Origin of the sequence: Pantoea sp. MHSD4, assembly GCF_021043305.1 — a bacterium.
In the GTDB taxonomy this organism is placed as follows: domain Bacteria; phylum Pseudomonadota; class Gammaproteobacteria; order Enterobacterales; family Enterobacteriaceae; genus Pantoea; species Pantoea eucalypti.
This window is the reverse complement of record NZ_JAJNDH010000003.1, coordinates 1-14,710: the sequence shown is the minus strand read 5'-3', so window position 1 is coordinate 14,710 and position 14,710 is coordinate 1. Positions and strand designations below refer to the sequence as shown.

Sequence of the window (14,710 nt, the reverse complement as noted above, 5' to 3'; positions counted from 1 at the left end):
GGATGCCCGAAACGCGTCTGATTACTGAACGGTAACAAACCGGCGAGGCTGAAAAACTGACTACGGTGAGGATTTCAGCGGAGCCACATTGTCTGCCGCTTTGCAGCCAGACGGGACGGGCAGAGCACCTTTAAACATAACCACACGCCTGTGTGGTTATTTTTACTTTGGCATGACTTATCAGGGACACACAGTGCGCCAACTTCCTCTGCTGCTCGCTTGCCTGCTGCTGCAGGCCTGTACACAAACGCAAAAAGGTCTTGAACAGACTTTGCTGCTCGCGGTTAACGGTCCGGATGACGTCACCGTTACCGATCAACAGGTCAACAATCTCCCCTATGCCAGTCTCTACGCTCGTCTGAATGACGGTCCGCGCATTTTTGTGGTGCTGGGCTACAGCGAGCAGGGACAGCAGAAATGGGTCACTCAGGATCAGGCGATGCTGGTAACACAGCATGGCCGTCTGGTTAAAACTCTGGGCTTACCCGATAACCTGCTGAGCGTCAGCAATCTGCAACAGGATCCGCTCGCTGACAGTCTGCATATCAGCAACGGCGCTGGCTGGACCCGCATCGTGCAGTGGACCGAGCAGGGTAAGGTTCGCGGCGCGACCGTGCGTTCAACCTTCCAGCGCGGCACCGACGAGGTGCTGACGGTTGCAGGCAACCGCATCCCGTGTCGTGTCTGGCATGAGCAGGTGAGCATCGACAGCAGTAACCGCGAGTGGGAAAACACCTTCTGGATCGATAACAGCAGCGGCGATGTGGTGCAGGCTCATCAGATGCTGGCGGCCGATGCCTTCCCTGTTGATATCACTATTCTGAAGCCGGCGAAATCATGAAAAAAATCACTATTTTGCTGGCCGGGCTGAGCCTGTTCAGCGTCGCAGGGGCGCAGGCTGCTGCGCAGGTTACTGTCCATACACCGCACAATGCCGGTCAGGCTGAGCTGAGCCAGATCACTGATCTCTCACAGCTGGTGACCCTGCCTCCACTGCAGGTCAACACGGACTGGCGCGGTACCTTTATTGCCGAGCGCGGCGCAACCGCAGTCGCCCGGCAGCAATATCAACAGACGCTGGGCGCGTTACGGGCCTGGCGTGCCGACAGCAGCGGCGATCGGGCGGTGGCCATTGATGAGGTGATTCGCCAGCTGAGCGCCATCAAAGTGACAGGTCGCCAGTTTACTTCGCTTGACCCGGACTGGATTCGTCTGCATCCGGCGGACAACCGTCGGCTGGAAGGCAGCTATGACCTCTATTTGCAGGCGCCCACCGATTCAGTGCTGCTGCTCGGCGCACTGAGCGGCGCAGGCAAGGTGAGCTGGCAGCCGGGTAAATCAGTACGCGACTATCTGGATGGTCATGACGCACTCTCCGGGGCAGAACGCAATTTTGTCACGGTGATTGCCCCTTCAGGCGCCACACAGCAGGTGCCGGTTGCTTACTGGAATCGCCGCCATGCGGAAGTGGAGCCAGGCAGCGTTATCTGGCTGGGCTTTTCGTCATGGAGCCTGCCAGGCAGTGATGAAGACCTGAACGATCGCATCCTTTCCGTACTGACTCACCGGATACCAGACTGATGAAAAAACGTTATCTCTTCAGCCTGTTGGCTGTTTCCGTGGCGGCAGCCTGTCAGGCGCAGGCTGACACTTTCCCCGCGCCGGTGGGTCCTTCACAATCCGATTTCGGTGGTGTTGGCCTGATGCAGGTGCCGACGGCGCGCATGTCCAGAGAGGGTGAATTCAGCCTCAACGCCCGCGACAACGATCAGTATCGTTACTACTCTGCCTCACTGCAGCTCTTCCCCTGGCTGGAAACTACGGTGCGTTATACCGACGTGCGGACCCGTCAATACAGTGCGGTATCAGAATTCAGCGGCACACAGAGCTACAAAGATAAAGCCTTCGATTTGAAACTGCGCCTGTGGCAGGAAGGTTTCTGGCTGCCAGAGGTGGCGGTGGGAACCCGCGATCTCGGCGGTACTGGCCTGTTCGACAGCGAATACTTGGTGGGAACCAAAGCCTGGGGGCCGTTCGACTTTACGCTGGGCGTCGGCTGGGGCTACCTCGGCAACAGCGGCACGCTGAAGAACCCCTTCTGCTCATACAGCGACAGCTATTGTCAGCGTCCGAAAGTGGGCGAAGCGGGTTCGATCAATGGCTCGCAGATGTTCCATGGTCCGACGGCGCTGTTTGGCGGCGTGGAGTATCAGACGCCCTGGCAGCCGCTGCGCCTTAAGATGGAATATGAAGGCAACGACTACCAGAATGACTTTGCTGGCCGCCTTGATCAGCGCAGCAAGCTCAACGTTGGGGCAATCTATCGTGTGACCGACTGGGCCGACATCAACGCCAGCTACGAACGCGGCAATACCTTTATGTTTGGTGTCACCATCCGAACCAACTTCAACGATCTGCGCCAGGCGCACATCGACAGCGAGAAGCCGGCCTACAATCCGCAGCCGCAGCCAAAACTGCTGGAGACGACGGTGGTGGGTTCTCAGCTGACCGATCTGAAATACAACGCCGGTCTCGACGGTCCGCGTATTCAGACTCAGGGCCATACGCTGTATGTGTCAGGCGAGCAGACGAAGTATCGCGATACCCGTGAAGGGGTGGATCGCGCTAACCGCATTATCATGAACCACCTGCCTGACGGCATCGACACGATCAATGTCACCGAGTCGCGCTTTAACATGCCGCAGGTAACCACGGAGACGAAAGTCGCCAGCCTGCGTAACGATCTGGAAGGCTATCCGCTGGGCCATGAGAAGCCGCTGCAACAGACACGCAAAGAACCGGTCGATCCGGGTACCACTGAGCAGGGGATGTTTATCCGTAAAGATCGCCTGAACTACAGCCTGTCGCCGGTGCTGAATCAGTCGGTGGGCGGCCCGGAAAGCTTCTATATGTATCAGGTCGGCGTGATGGCCAGCGCGGATTACTGGCTGACGGACCACCTGCTGGTGGGCGGCAGTCTGTTTGGTAACCTCGCCAACAACTATGACAAGTTCAACTACAACGGCGCACCGGCGGACTCTTCCCTGCCGCGCGTGCGTACCCATATCCGCGACTACGTTGAGAACAATGTCTACGTCAACGATCTGCAGGCGAACTATATGGGCCAGCTCGGTAATGGCTTCTATGGTCAGGTCTACGGCGGCTATCTGGAGACAATGTACGGCGGCGTGGGTGGCGAGGTGCTTTATCGTCCGGTCGATGCGAACTGGGCGGTGGGCGTCGATGCCAACTACGTTCGTCAGCGTGACTGGGACAATATGATGCAGTTTAACCGCTATAAAGCGGCAACCGGCAACCTGACGGGCTACTGGCGTCCATGGTTCATGCAGGATGTACTGGTGAAAACCAGCGTCGGTCAGTATCTGGCGAAAGATAAAGGCGTGACGGTTGATGTGTCGAAGCGCTTCGACAGCGGCGTGATGGTCGGTGTTTATGCTACCAAAACTAATGTGTCGTCTGAAGAGTATGGCGAAGGCGACTTCACCAAAGGCTTCTATATCTCCATCCCGATGGATCTGTTCACCGTGACACCAACGCGTGGTCGCGCGCAGGTGAACTGGGTGCCGCTGACGCGTGATGGTGGTCAGATGCTGGGCCGTAAGTACCAGCTGTATGATCTGACGTCGGATCGCGACGCGCGCTTCAACTAAGCAGAGGCGGCCTTCGGGCCGCTCAACGCTGTTTACAGAAGCAGGCTCAGGGAGCAAACGCCCTGCGTAAAGACGCAAAAAACGCCAGGAGCGTTTTTGAACAACGCAACGCGTTGGTCCGTTTACGGGCGCACCTCAGGAATGAGGTGCGTAATTGCGCGGGCCGAGCGGCCAAAGACTGGCTTTAGCGCCTTTCCGATCTGACCGTCTTTCCTGCGCCGCTCCGGTATCACAGCAGTGCGGACCAGGCTTTATCAACCACCTCGGGCCGCTTTTTTTATTTAGTCCGCATCGTAGCCGAGATTCGGCGCCAGCCAGCGCTCCACCTCCGTAACCGACATCCCTTTGCGTGCCGCATAATCTTCCACCTGATCACGCTGAATCTGCGCCACGGCAAAATAGCGGCTGTCAGGATGGCTGAAATACCAGCCAGACACCGCCGCACCCGGCCACATCGCATAAGATTCGGTGAGTTTCATGCCGGTCTGCGCTTCCACTGCCAGCAGACGCCAGATAGCGGCTTTTTCGGTATGCTCCGGGCAGGCCGGATAGCCTGGCGCCGGACGTATCCCCTGATAATTTTCGCGAATCAGCTCTTCGTTGCTGAGATTCTCGTTGGGCGCAAAGCCCCAGATCACCTTACGCACCCGCTCGTGCAGGTATTCGGCGAAGGCTTCCGCCAGACGGTCAGCCAACGCTTTCACCATGATCTTGTTGTAGTCGTCGTGCTGACGATCATAGGCCTCCGCCAGCGCATCCTCTTCCAGTCCGCCTGTCACCGCGAACGCGCCAAGATAATCCGCTTTTCCGGAGGTTTTCGGCGCGACAAAATCCGCCAGGCAGTAGTTGGCGAAGTCGGTTTTCTCGGTCTGTTGACGTAAGTGATGACTCACACACAACACTTCATCGCGCCGCTCATCACTGTAGAGATGAATATCATCGCCGACCCGGTTAGCCGGGAAAATACCGACCACACCACGCGGTTTCAGCAGTGACTGATCACTTAATCTGTCGAGCATCGCATTGGCATCGGCGAACAGACGCTGCGCCTCTTCACCGACCACCTCATCTTCAAGAATGCGGGGATATTTGCCCGCCAGCGACCAGGTCATAAAGAATGGCGTCCAGTCGATGTAGTGGCGCAGCGTGGCAATGCTGGCCTCCACCTGGCTGACACCGAGACGGTGTGGCACCGGCGGCGAGTAGCTTTCCCAGTCAATCGACGTGGCGTTATCGCGCGCCGTCTGCAGCGAGACCGGCGGCGTGCGCGGCTTTTTGCGCGCATGCTGGATGCGTACGGTTTCGTACTCTTTGCGCGTTCGGGCAACGAAATCGTCTTTTAAGGTGGCGGAGAGCAGTGATGAAACGACGCCAACAGTGCGTGAGGCGTTCTGCACGTAGACCGTCGGGCCGCTGTAGTGCTGCTCAATTTTGACGGCAGTATGTGCCTTTGAGGTGGTCGCGCCGCCAATCAGCAGCGGTAAGGTAAACCCCTGACGCTCCATCTCTTTCGCCATATTGACCATCTCATCCAGCGACGGCGTAATCAGACCGGATAAGCCAATGATGTCCGCATTCACTTCGCGCGCCGTTTTAAGGATTTTTTCGCCCGGCACCATCACGCCAAGGTCGACAATTTCGTAGTTATTACACTGCAGCACCACGCCGACAATGTTTTTGCCGATGTCATGTACGTCACCTTTAACGGTGGCCAGCACGATTTTACCGTTGCTGCGCCCCGCCTCTTTGCTGGCTTCGATAAAAGGCTCCAGATAAGCCACCGCCTGCTTCATTACGCGTGCCGATTTCACCACCTGCGGCAGGAACATTTTGCCTTCGCCGAACAGGTCACCGACCACGTTCATGCCGGACATCAGCGGACCTTCAATCACTTCTATCGGACGCGGCACCTGCTGGCGCGCCTCTTCGGTATCCTGCTCGATAAACTCCGTGATCCCCTTAACCAGCGAATACTCCAGTCGTTTCACCACGTCCCAGCTTCGCCACTCGGCGAGCTGCTTTTCCTGCGCACCATCGCTTTTGCCGCCACGGTATTTCTCCGCCAGCGCCAGCAGCCGCTCGGTGCCATCATCCCGGCGGTTAAGGATCACATCTTCTACCGCCTCGCGCAGTTCTGTCGGCAGATCGTCATAGATGGCCAGCTGACCTGCGTTAACGATGCCCATATCCATGCCGTTTCGGATGGCGTAGTAGAGGAACACCGCGTGTATTGCTTCACGAACCGGATCGTTGCCCCGGAATGAAAACGATACGTTGGAGACGCCGCCGGAGATCATGGCATGGGGCAGTTCACGCTTGATATCTTCACAGGCACCGATGAAATCAATGGCGTAGTTGTTGTGTTCGTCGATGCCGGTGGCGACTGCAAAAATGTTGGGATCGAAGATAATATCTTCCGGCGGGAAACCGACCTGCTCGGTGAGGATGTGGTAAGCACGGCGGCAGATCTCAATTTTACGGGCACGCGTATCCGCCTGGCCCACTTCGTCAAACGCCATGACTACCATCGCCGCCCCATAACGCCGGACCTGCCGCGCATGGTGGATAAAGGCGGCTTCACCCTCTTTCATCGAAATCGAGTTCACGATCCCTTTGCCCTGAATGCACTGCAGCCCTTTCTCAATGACCTCCCATTTGGAGGAGTCGATCATGATCGGCACGCGGGCAATATCGGGCTCGCCTGCAATCAGATTCAGGAAGCGCACCATCGCTGCTTCAGCATCGAGCATCCCTTCATCCATGTTGATGTCGATGATCTGTGCGCCGCTCTGCACCTGCTGCAGCGCCACTTCAAGCGCTTCGTTGTACTTCTCTTCTTTGATCAGCCGCTTAAATTTTGCGGAGCCAGTGACGTTGGTGCGCTCACCAACGTTAACAAACAGTGACTCTGCGGTGATGTTCAGCGGCTCAAGACCCGAGAGACGACAGGCCACTGGAATCGTCGGCAATGGACGCGGCGCAACACCTTCAACCGCCGCGACCATGGCAGCGATATGCTTCGGCGTCGTACCACAACAGCCGCCAATAATATTCAGGAAACCCGAGGTCGCCCATTCACCAATCTGCTGCGCCATCAACTCTGCATCAAGATCGTATTCGCCGAACGCGTTGGGCAGACCGGCGTTAGGATGGGCAGTCACGTAGCCTTCAGCAATGCGTGACAGCTCCGCCACATACTGACGCAGTTCATCCGGTCCCAGCGCGCAGTTCAGGCCAAAAGAGAGCGGTTCGGCATGGCGCAGCGAGTTGTAAAAGGCTTCCGTGGTCTGACCGGAGAGCGTCCGGCCTGACGCATCGGTGATGGTGCCGGAGATCATCAGCGGCAGCGTGACACCCAGCGCTTCCATCTCGGTCTGCACTGCATAGATGGCGGCTTTGGCATTCAGCGTATCGAACACCGTTTCGATCATAATGATGTCGGAACCGCCCTCCACCAGCGCACGGGTTGATTCGCGGTATGCCTCTACCAGCTGATTAAAGGTGACGTTTCGGTAAGCCGGATCGTTGACGTCGGGTGAGATCGAGCAGGTGCGGTTGGTCGGGCCGAGTACCCCCGCGACATAACGCGGGCGGTCCGGTGTTTTCGCCGTCCACGCATCTGCGCAGGCTCGTGCCAGCCGGGCCGCTTCATAATTGATCTCCGCCGACAGGCTTTCCATCTGGTAGTCCGCCATCGCAATCGACGTGGCGTTAAAGGTATTGGTTTCGAGGATATCTGCACCTGCAGCCAGATAAGCGTCGTGGATCTCGCGGATCACGTCCGGTTTACTCAGCACCAGCAGATCGTTGTTGCCTTTGAGATCGCAGGGCCAGTCAGCAAAACGGCTGCCGCGATAATCCTCTTCCTCCAGCCGGTAACTCTGGATCATGGTGCCCATGCCACCATCCAACACCATAATGCGTTGTGCGAGCTGCTGATGTAGCGCGTCGATTTTATTGCTCACTGTTGCCCCATTCACGTCAGTCTGCTGGCGGAAAACCCTGTTTTCCATTCTGGCACAACCCTGTCTGGCGACAAAGTAACCTCACCTGAGAGATTTTCAGATCATCGCCTCACAGGTCTGACCAGAAAACCAGCGTTTGCAAACCGCGCGATTAAAACGAAAATGATTTCCACAATGCAAAAGGAGAGACAACAATGGCCACGCCCGTTCCTGTTAAGCGCGGTAAGAAACCCCGCGGCACCCCTGTCGCCGCACCCGCGGGCGGTCAGGTTCAATCACTGACGCGCGGCCTCACGCTGCTGGAGCTGATTGCAGATTCACATGGCAGCGTGGCGCTGACCGAGCTCGCGCAGCAGGCGGGTTTGCCTAACTCCACCACGCATCGCCTGCTCAGCACCATGCAGCAGCAGGGCTTTGTCCGCCAGGTGGGCGATCTCGGGCTATGGACGATTGGCGCACACGCCTTTGTGGTTGGCAGCAGTTTCCTGCAAAGCCGTAATCTGCTGGCGCTGGTTCATCCGGTGTTGCGGAGCCTGATGGAGCAGTCCGGTGAAACAGTGAATCTGGCGGTGCTGGATCTCAGTGACTATCAGGCGGTGATCATTGATCAGGTGCAGTGCACCCAGCTGATGCGGATGTCAGCACCGATTGGCGGCAAGCTGCCGATGCATGCGTCAGGTGCAGGCAAAGCCTTTCTGGCCCATCTGGGTGAAGAACAGATTACTGCCCTGCTGCATCAGAAAGGATTGCACTACTACACGCCAAAAACCCTGATGTCGCCACAGAGTCTGAAAGAGAATCTGGCACAGGTGCGTAAAGCGGGCTTTTCGCTGGATGATGAAGAGCATGCACTCGGACTGCGCTGTGTCGCTGCACCCATCTATGATGAACATGGCGAGGCGTTTGCTGCCCTCTCCATCTCCGGCCCTATCGCCCGCATGACAGACGACAGGATCACGGAATTAGGTGCGCTGGTCATCCGCGAAGCGCGTCAGGTTACGCTGGCGTACAGCGGTCGCTAACCCTCTCTGGCGTATAGCAGACGCTGAAACGCTGCGTCTGCCGCCAGGCGATCACCTCTTCGACATGGCCCTGCGCGATGCGCTGCTGCTGTGTACGCCACCAGCTGGCGTCGAATATTTCCGGATGCAGTTCCAGCAGCAAAGCGCCGGTCGCGGTTTCGCTGCATAACGCATAGCGGAAGGTTTCGGGAAAGACATCGTCTGGCCCCACGCTGTACCACGGCTCGGCACTGAGTTCATCTTCCTCATAGCGTGCCGCGGGCACCTCCCGGAAGTTCAGCTCCTGCATCGGGCGGATCTCATCGTAATCGTAAAATATCACCCGCCCATGACGGGTTATGCCGAAGTTTTTAAACAGCATATCGCCGGGAAAGATATTGGCTGCCGCCAGCTGTCGAATGGCATTGCCATACTCTTCAATGGCATGACGTCGCTCGGCTGGGCTGGCCTGGGCAAGATAGAGATTCAGCGGCTGCATACGGCGCTCCAGCCACAGATGACGAATAATCAGGCGATCGCCTTCGATATACAGCTTCTCTGCCACACAGGCGTGGAGTTCCGCCAGCAGCGCCGATGAGATGCGCGCCAGCGGCAGTGCAAACTGTTCAAACTCCTGGGTATCTGCCATGCGCCCCACACGGTCGTGCTCTTTGACCTGCTGATAACAGGCGCGGACCTGTGCTTCCGTCACCTCTTTTTGTGGTGCGAAGCGATCCCTGATGACCTTGAATACCCAGTCAAAGCCCGGCAGCGTGAAGACCAGCATCACCATGCCGCGCACGCCAGGCGCGATCTCAAAGGCCGTTTCACTCTCTGCCAGCGCCTGAAGATATTCGCGATAGCTTTCTGTTTTACCGTGCTTCTGGCAGCCAATCGCCATATAGCGTTCGGCCAGCGTTTTGGCGGGCAGAATGGGTTGCAGCCAGGCGACCAGTGCCGCAGGTACCGGGGCATACACCATGAAATAGGCGCGGGCAAAACCAAAGACAATGCTGGCGTCATTCACATCCGTCAGACAGGTGTCGATCCACAGTTCGCCGGTTTCCGTCCGCTGGATCGGCAGCAGACAGGGAAAGATACTCGCTGGCAGATGCAGACGCGCCACCAGCCAGGCCGTTTTGTTGCGATAAAAGAGTTCACTGTTGACCTCGAGCCAGCCCTCGCTCAGCCGGGGAAAATGCGACTCCAGGTGGCGGACAATCCAGCCCACATCGCGCGCGCGGTGCTGCCACGGTAGCGTCAGCGGTAGATCCTCCAGTATCTGATCTACCAATGCCCGCCAGCCCCGCTCCGGCTGGTAACGCCGTGATAAGGGGCGCAGAGGTGTGACCGGCGCGGTCAGGGACTGAGAGCTGAAGATAAACAGCCGTTCAGGTTGCAGGTCGGCATGTCCGTGTAGCCGGCAATAGACGGAATTAAAGAAGCTTTCGGCAATTTCGTGCCGCGGATAGCCAGGTAGCAGGCTTTGATAGTGATCTTTAACCCTCAGCCAGAACATCGCATCCCAGCTTGCCGCACCGTTCAGCACGCGCAGTTGATCGGCAACCAGGCTGACGTGATGATCATAGAGATGAATGCGAGCCTTCATGGCATGCTGCACTGCCTGCCATTCTGCCTGCTCAAAGCGCTGCTGCGCGCCGGCAGTAATATCCAGAAAGCGTCCATACTGAGCATCAAATCCCTGCAGGATAGTGTGTGCAATCAGCGATTCGCGTGGCGGCATAGTCAGCTCCGGTCAATGCCCGCCCGCATGGTGCGGGCGGGGAACCCATCAGAGAAAAAGCGTCAGAACTGGTGCTCTTCGGTCGAGCCGGTGAGCGCGGTGACCGAGGATTTACCGCCCTGAATGATGTTGGTCACCTGATCGAAATAGCCGGTGCCCACTTCCTGCTGATGTGACGAGAAGCTATAACCGCGATCGCGGGCCGCGAACTCAGGCTGCTGAACCTTTTCCACATAGTGGCGCATCCCTTCACCCTGCGCATAGGCATGGGCCAGATCGAACATGTTGAACCACATGCTGTGGATGCCTGCCAGCGTGATGAACTGGAAGCGATACCCCATGTCGCTGAGCGCCTGCTGAAATTGCGCGATAGTGCGGTCGTCGAGGTTCTTTTTCCAGTTAAACGAGGGCGAGCAGTTGTAGGCCAGTAGTTTGCCGGGGAAACGCGCATGAATAGCGTCGGCAAAACGCTGCGCCATCGCCAGATCTGGTGTTGAGGTTTCACACCACAGGATGTCAGCATAAGGTGCATAGGCCAGTCCGCGACTGATCGCCTGTTCAATACCGGCATGAGTGCGGAAGAAGCCTTCTGCCGTCCTGTCGCCCCGGATAAAGGGACGATCGTATTCATCGCAGTCTGAGGTAATCAGGTCAGCGGCGTCGGCGTCGGTGCGAGCCAGCAGCACGGTTGGCACACCCATTACATCGGCCGCCAGTCGTGCCGCTACCAGTTTCTGAATCGCTTCCTGGGTCGGTACCAGCACTTTGCCACCCATGTGACCGCATTTTTTAACCGCCGCCAGCTGGTCTTCGAAGTGGACCGCCGCCGCCCCCGCCTGAATCATCGCCTTCATCAGCTCATAGGCATTGAGCACGCCGCCAAAACCGGCTTCAGCATCGGCAACAATCGGCAGGAAGAAATCAGTATGCCGGCTGTCGCCCTCTTCAATGCCGCTGGACCACTGAATCTGATCGGCACGCTGAAACGTCTGGTTAATGCGGGTCACCACTTCCGGTACGGAGTTCACCGGGTAGAGCGACTGATCGGGATACATCTGTCCTGCCACATTGGCATCCGCAGCCACCTGCCAGCCAGAGAGATAGATCGCTTCAATGCCCGCTTTGGCCTGTTGCAGTGCCTGCCCGCCACTGAGCGCACCCAGGCTGTTGATGTAACCTTTCTTCGCCTCGCCGTTCAGCAGCGCCCATAACTTTTCGGCACCTCGCTCTGCCAGCGTACAGGCAGGCAGAACCGAGCCGCGCAGATTAACCACCTCTGCTGCACTGTAAGGGCGGATAATGCCCTCCCAGCGTGCGGTCTGCCAGAGTTGTTCCAGTTGATCGATCTGTTGAGTACGTGTCATGGCAATAGCTCCTCTGTTCAGGGGATCAGGCGGTAGCCTGGCAGGGTAAGAAAGGAAACCAGTTCGCGTTCGGTGGTGATCTGCGCCATCAGTTGTGCCGCGTCGTCATAGCGACCGGCGCTGAACCGGGCTTCGCCCAGCGCGTTTTGCAGCAGGTGCAGCTCTTCGTTCAGCCAGCGCAGAAACAGTTCGGCCGTAACCTGCTGGCCGTTGTTCAGGATTTGCTGATGACGAATCCATTGCCAGATTGAGGTGCGTGCAATCTCAGCGGTGGCGGCATCCTCCATCAGCCCGTCAATCGGCACACAGCCGTTACCGCTGATCCAGGCTTCAAGGTATTGCAGCGCGACGCGGATATTGGCGCGCATCCCCGCTTCGGTGCGCTCACCCTGACAGGGCGCAAGTAACTGCTCCGCCGTGATTGGTGCATCCTCTTCCCGCATAACATGCAACTGGTTGGGTCGGTCGCCCAGCACGGCATTGAAGACCGCCATAGCGGTGTCTGCCAGGCCCGGATGCGCAATCCAGGTACCGTCATGCCCGTTGCCCGCCTCACGCTGTTTATCTTCCGTCACGCGCTGCAGTACCCAGGCATTACGTGTTGGGTCTTTAGCAGGAATCAGGGCTGACATTCCCCCCATCGCGAAGGCTCCCCGACGATGACAGGTTTTAATCAGCAGACGTGAGTAAGCATCCAGAAACGGCTGCGACATGGTGACTGACTGGCGATCCGGCAGAACGCGATCCGCATGCTGTTTCAGGGTTTTGATGTAGCTGAAGATGTAATCCCAGCGGCCGCAGTTGAGGCCCACAATATGATCGCGCAGATTCCACAGGATCTCATCCATCTGAAACACGGCGGGTAACGTTTCAATCAGGACGGTAGCCTTGATCGTACCGCGCGGCAGATCGAACTGATCCTCGCTGAAACTGAAGATCTCACGCCACCAGGCGATCTCCTGCCAGCTCTCTGTTTTCGGCAGATAGAAGTAAGGCCCGCTGCCTTTGGCCAGTAAAGGCCGGACGTTGTGGAAGAAATAGAGCGCGAAATCAAACAGCCCGCCCGGAATCGCCTCACCCTGCCAGCTGACATGTTTTTCTGACAGATGCAGACCGCGAACCCGGCACATCAGCACCGCTGGGTTTGCGCCGAGCTGATAAATTTTGCCTTTGTCGCTGGTGTAACTCAGCGTGCCCTGCACCGCCTCGCGCAGTGTGAGCTGCCCTTCCATCAGCTTTGACCACTCCGGTGACAGCGAATCCTCAAAGTCGGCCATAAAGACTTTTACGTTTGAGTTCAGGGCATTAATGACCATTTTTCGATCCGGTGGGCCGGTGATCTCAACCCGACGATCTTCTAAGTCGGCCGGAATGGATTGAATACGCCACGCACCTTCTCTTATGGAAGCAGTTTCCATATCGAAGTCTGGCAGATAGCCCTGGTCATAGCGTTGCTGACGCTGCTGGCGTGCCAACAACAGCTCGTTGCGTTGCGATGCAAAGCGTGCGACCAGCGCTTCCAGAAAAGAAACCGCTTCGGGCGTTAACAGCTGTTGTTCGGCATGGCTAAAGGGCTGGCTGAAATTCAGCGCAGGGCTGATCACTGAGTCTGTCATGCTGGCGTTCTCCTGTATTCAAAGGATCGAATGCAGCGGATCCACACGGTGTTTATTTTGTGAGCTACAGGATCAGAGCATAAGCATTTATTTTTCTAAATCAAAAACTATTTCCATTTTTATACATTAAACCAGCTATCCTGATGTTTTATATGTATTTAAAGTTTTATTTATTAAGGGAACGACTTTCATTGCTGTTTTTCAGGCGAAAAAAAACCGTGTTGCCATCGGCTAACACGGTTCAGTTGATCTTCGGGCGGGACTACTCCAGCGTTGGATTCATGCGACGCAGATCGAATGGCGTGATCTGGTAAACGTAGTAGTTGAGCCAGTTAGAGAACAGCAGATTACCGTGGCTACGCCAGGTCGCGCGCGGTGGCAGGGCCGGATTGTCCTGTGGGAAATAGTTATAGGGGACTTCCGGATTCACCCCGGCTTCATAATCGCGATGATACTCACCAGACAGCGTCAGCGCGTCATATTCCGGATGGCCAGTAACAAATACCAGGCGTTTGTCTTTACTCGCCATCAGATAGGCACCGGTCTGTTCCGATTCAGCAAACAGCTCAAGATCGGTGTAATCCGAGATCAGTTGAGTAGGAAAATCAGCATAACGAGAGTGTGGCGCGAGGAAATTATCATCAAAACCCCGGGTCAGTAACGCATGAGGATGCAATATCTGATGCTCATAGACGCCGGACAGTTTGTTATGCCGGGTTTGCTTGGGAATGCCATACAGAATATTAAGCGCCGCCTGCACGGCCCAGCAGACAAACAGCGTTGAGGTGACGTGCTCATTTGCCCAGTGCAGCACGCGCTGAATCTGAGGCCAGTAAGCAACATCATTAAAATCGACCAGCCCCAGTGGCGCACCTGTCACGATTAAGCCGTCATAGTTGTCATGCTGGATATCTTCAAAATTGCAGTAGAAGTTGTTGAGGTGCTCAGTGGGCGTATTGCGTGACTCGCGGCTGTCGATGCGCAGCAGCTGAATATCGATCTGTAAGGGCGAGTTGGAAAGCAGACGCAGAAACTGATTCTCTGTTTCGATCTTTTTCGGCATCAGATTCAGTATGAGCACTTTAAGCGGTCGGATCTCCTGAACACTGGCGCGCGACGACGTCATGACAAAGACGTTTTCGTCACGCAAAAAATTCACTGCCGGTAATTCGTCGGGAACCCTGATTGGCATAACCTGCTCACCTCTCGTAACCATATAAACGTTTAGACATCTGGATGCCCAACATTAGCCTGATCGTTGTGAGATGTCGAGGTTTCATGCGGAAAATGAAAATGTTTCAGCTTAAAGGGGGATAGTGTTAAAGGGACATAGCGCAGACGCAAAATAA

At 56.6% G+C, this 14,710-nt stretch carries 9 protein-coding genes; 4 read left to right on the top strand and 5 right to left on the bottom strand.

Going from position 1 to position 14,710, the window contains the following annotated elements; all coding sequences use genetic code 11:
* Positions 1 to 193: 193 nt before the first annotated feature.
* The 3 genes from LQK91_RS10575 to LQK91_RS10565 are packed head-to-tail and all read left to right on the top strand — an operon-like array spanning position 194 to position 3,671.
* Positions 194 to 841, top strand: a complete 648-nt coding sequence (locus tag LQK91_RS10575) for a YjbF family lipoprotein (RefSeq protein ID WP_003852764.1) — start codon at positions 194 to 196, stop codon at positions 839 to 841.
* Entirely contained in the window at positions 838 to 1,581 is a 744-nt protein-coding gene (locus LQK91_RS10570) for a capsule biosynthesis GfcC family protein (RefSeq protein WP_105099479.1), read from the top strand. Before LQK91_RS10575 ends, LQK91_RS10570 begins: the two co-directional genes overlap by 4 nt.
* Positions 1,581 to 3,671: a YjbH domain-containing protein gene (locus tag LQK91_RS10565; protein WP_039660686.1), complete on the top strand. Its 2,091-nt coding sequence runs from the start codon at positions 1,581 to 1,583 to the stop codon at positions 3,669 to 3,671. Before LQK91_RS10570 ends, LQK91_RS10565 begins: the two co-directional genes overlap by 1 nt.
* Before the next feature lie 281 nt (positions 3,672 to 3,952).
* Here the strand turns inward: LQK91_RS10565 and metH are convergent, their stop codons facing one another.
* A complete protein-coding gene (gene metH / locus LQK91_RS10560) occupies positions 3,953 to 7,588 on the bottom strand; it encodes a methionine synthase (protein ID WP_420372168.1) in 3,636 nt (1,211 codons plus the stop codon).
* A gap of 242 nt (positions 7,589 to 7,830) precedes the next feature.
* On the opposite strand from metH, the gene iclR reads away from it, so the two are divergent.
* Positions 7,831 to 8,658 (top strand): glyoxylate bypass operon transcriptional repressor IclR, encoded by an 828-nt coding sequence (gene iclR / locus LQK91_RS10555; RefSeq protein ID WP_003852768.1) that lies wholly within the window; start codon positions 7,831 to 7,833, stop codon positions 8,656 to 8,658.
* Here the strand turns inward: iclR and aceK are convergent.
* The 4 genes from aceK to metA form a co-directional block, all read right to left on the bottom strand.
* On the bottom strand, positions 8,633 to 10,381 hold the full coding sequence (aceK, locus tag LQK91_RS10550) for a bifunctional isocitrate dehydrogenase kinase/phosphatase (RefSeq protein WP_105099478.1): 1,749 nt from the start codon (positions 10,379 to 10,381) through the stop codon (positions 8,633 to 8,635). The genes iclR and aceK overlap by 26 nt on opposite strands.
* Positions 10,382 to 10,443: 62 nt before the next feature.
* Positions 10,444 to 11,745, bottom strand: a complete 1,302-nt coding sequence (gene aceA, locus LQK91_RS10545) for an isocitrate lyase (protein WP_003852771.1) — start codon at positions 11,743 to 11,745, stop codon at positions 10,444 to 10,446.
* A gap of 17 nt (positions 11,746 to 11,762) precedes the next feature.
* The gene (aceB, locus tag LQK91_RS10540) at positions 11,763 to 13,361 is read right to left on the bottom strand and encodes a malate synthase A (RefSeq protein ID WP_105099477.1); all 1,599 of its coding nucleotides are present in this window, start codon (positions 13,359 to 13,361) and stop codon (positions 11,763 to 11,765) included.
* 262 nt (positions 13,362 to 13,623) lie between these two features.
* Positions 13,624 to 14,553 (bottom strand): homoserine O-acetyltransferase MetA, encoded by a 930-nt coding sequence (gene metA / locus LQK91_RS10535; protein WP_003852776.1) that lies wholly within the window; start codon positions 14,551 to 14,553, stop codon positions 13,624 to 13,626.
* Positions 14,554 to 14,710 lie beyond the last annotated feature (157 nt).

Coding starts and splice junctions, on each gene's coding strand:
- LQK91_RS10570 (WP_105099479.1), top strand. CDS start 838: ATGAAAAAAATCACTATTTTGCTGGCCGGGCTGAGCCTGTTCAGCGTC.
- LQK91_RS10565 (WP_039660686.1), top strand. CDS start 1,581: ATGAAAAAACGTTATCTCTTCAGCCTGTTGGCTGTTTCCGTGGCGGCA.
- metH (WP_420372168.1), bottom strand. CDS start 7,588: ATGGTGTTGGATGGTGGCATGGGCACCATGATCCAGAGTTACCGGCTG.
- iclR (WP_003852768.1), top strand. CDS start 7,831: ATGGCCACGCCCGTTCCTGTTAAGCGCGGTAAGAAACCCCGCGGCACC.
- aceK (WP_105099478.1), bottom strand. CDS start 10,381: ATGCCGCCACGCGAATCGCTGATTGCACACACTATCCTGCAGGGATTT.
- aceA (WP_003852771.1), bottom strand. CDS start 11,745: ATGACACGTACTCAACAGATCGATCAACTGGAACAACTCTGGCAGACC.
- aceB (WP_105099477.1), bottom strand. CDS start 13,361: ATGACAGACTCAGTGATCAGCCCTGCGCTGAATTTCAGCCAGCCCTTT.
- metA (WP_003852776.1), bottom strand. CDS start 14,553: ATGCCAATCAGGGTTCCCGACGAATTACCGGCAGTGAATTTTTTGCGT.